This is a genomic window from Paenarthrobacter sp. CM16 (genome assembly GCF_013179505.1).
In the GTDB taxonomy this organism is placed as follows: domain Bacteria; phylum Actinomycetota; class Actinomycetes; order Actinomycetales; family Micrococcaceae; genus Arthrobacter.
In genome coordinates this window covers 1-1,898 of record NZ_JABMCX010000491.1, presented here as the reverse complement: position 1 = coordinate 1,898, position 1,898 = coordinate 1, and the positions used below count along the sequence as shown (strand labels likewise).

General features: G+C 58.2%; 2 protein-coding genes and 1 pseudogene. All 3 read right to left on the bottom strand.

Features of this window, described 5'->3' with window-relative positions:
• Positions 1-31: 31 nt before the first annotated feature.
• Positions 32-754, bottom strand: a complete 723-nt coding sequence (locus HP499_RS23765; RefSeq protein ID WP_172326500.1) for a GAF and ANTAR domain-containing protein — start codon at positions 752-754, stop codon at positions 32-34.
• 124 nt (positions 755-878) lie between these two features.
• Positions 879-1,661, bottom strand: coding sequence for a GAF and ANTAR domain-containing protein (locus HP499_RS23760; RefSeq protein ID WP_172326499.1), 783 nt, complete (start codon positions 1,659-1,661; stop codon positions 879-881).
• A gap of 13 nt (positions 1,662-1,674) precedes the next feature.
• Positions 1,675-1,898: pseudogene (locus HP499_RS24940) on the bottom strand (hypothetical protein); the annotation flags it as partial.

Here is a 1,898-nt window from a genome sequence, read left to right as displayed (position 1 = left end):
TCGTTGTTGTCGAAGCCCATGTCCTGCGGCCTTAGTTCCCGTTTGCCGGTATCCCGGCGACGAGTTCCGCACTGACTTCCTGCAGGCTTTGGTTCTTGTCACGGGACTGCAGTATCAGCTGCTGGAGGGCTCGCTCATGGGAAATTTTGTGACGTTCCATAAGGATTCCGCAGGCTCGGTTGACTACGTCCCGGCTGTGTAGTGCGGCCTGGAGTCCCTCGGAAATCCGTCGGGGTGTCTCGGCGCTCTGGATGTGGGAGAGCAGCGTGGCTGCCGGGGACGCAAAGAGCTCCATGCGGGAGGTGGAAGACGCATCAAACACATCCGTCTCGGATGCGTAGACTTTGATGGCCCCGATGCTGTGACCGTTGGCCATGAGGGGCGCGCTGACAACCGATCGGATGGGCAAAGGGCTGACGGAGTCGGTCCATTCCGGCCAGCGGGGGTCGCTGCGGACATCGGTGATGAGTACGGATTCCTCCGAGGCCCACGCAGTCAGGCAAGGACCTTGGCCCAAGTCATATTGCAGGTGGTCCGCTTGCTCCACGATGCTGTCCGTGAAACCAGTGCTGGTTCGGCGGCCCTGGGAATCCAGGATGGAAACGCCTGCCCCGATTGACCCCGGCACGGATTCCTTGATGGCCCGCGATAGGCTCTGGACGGCCTGGTCCACCTTTTCCTCGGTAAGGAGCAGGCCCAAAATCCGGCCTATGGCAACCGAGAGTTCGTCAAGAGGAAGCTGCTTCTTCGTCATGGTCTTCTCCCCGGCTCTTCATGTCGGCTGGCTGACATGGACATCCTGTGAATCACTGCACTCCTAAGTTGCCTTTCAAGCCTAATGCTTTTTGCGCGTCAGACCCGAACCGGAAGTCCCTTTGCTACTCCTCAAAAGCTGCTGAAATATTCCGGTCTCCAGCAACGTGGGCTATAACGCTTTCCGCCACAACACGCAGCTTGATATTGCGGTGGCTTGAAGCATTGACCAGAATCTGGAACGCGGCGTCCCTGCTGCAGCGGTTCTGCGCCATGATAATTCCGACGGCGGTATCGATCGCCGTGCGCGAATCCAGGGCAGCCGCGAGATTTTCCCGTGCATCCCTGAGTTGGGCGATCTTCAGTGCCAGGAACACCGCTTTTGAGCCGGTTGCTGTCACCCGTTCAGCCGCCACCATGTCGTCATGGGAGAAACCATGGCTGCGGGTCGAATACAGGTTGACCACAGCCTCTGCAGTGCTGTTCAACTCCATGGGCAAAGCCAGAATGGAGCCCACATCTGTGCAGGCAGCGGCTTCCATGTAGTCCCGCCATCTGTCCTCGTGCCGGACATCAGGGACATGGGTGATGGTTCGCGTCCGAAGCGCCGTAAGGCATGGTCCGTCCCCGAAGCTGTTCTGCATATCGTCCAGTCTGCGGGCCATGGGATCGCTGTCTGCCACGGCAACAGGTTTCTTTTGCCGGATGACTGTCACCCCGCAAGCAATCGTGTTCCCGGGTTTGGTGAGTTCGCGGGCAGTCAACTCGGCAAAATCCTGAAGAAATTCCCGGACGTCTGCGTTCTGCACAAGGAGGTCCTGCAAATGCACCAGGAAGTCCGTCAGATCGACGTGGTCCTCTAAAGGACCAGCGGTGGGGATCTGCTCCGATGGCTGGGTTTCAGTCATGGTTGGTTCCTTACTACTGCCCGGCTGGGTCCGTCCAGCCGTTTAAGCTGAGCTCTCTCATGGCAGTGTCTACGAGCTGCATCTGGCCCGGGGCTAAAGCCAGAAGTTCGTTAAGGTATGCATCTAAAACCAATTCGTCGGCATTTCCTCCAATCCCGAAATAGTAGATCCACAATGTGTTGAGGCTGACATCTCCGACGCGGAATCTGCAGGAGGCCCGCAGGCGTTGATCAAATT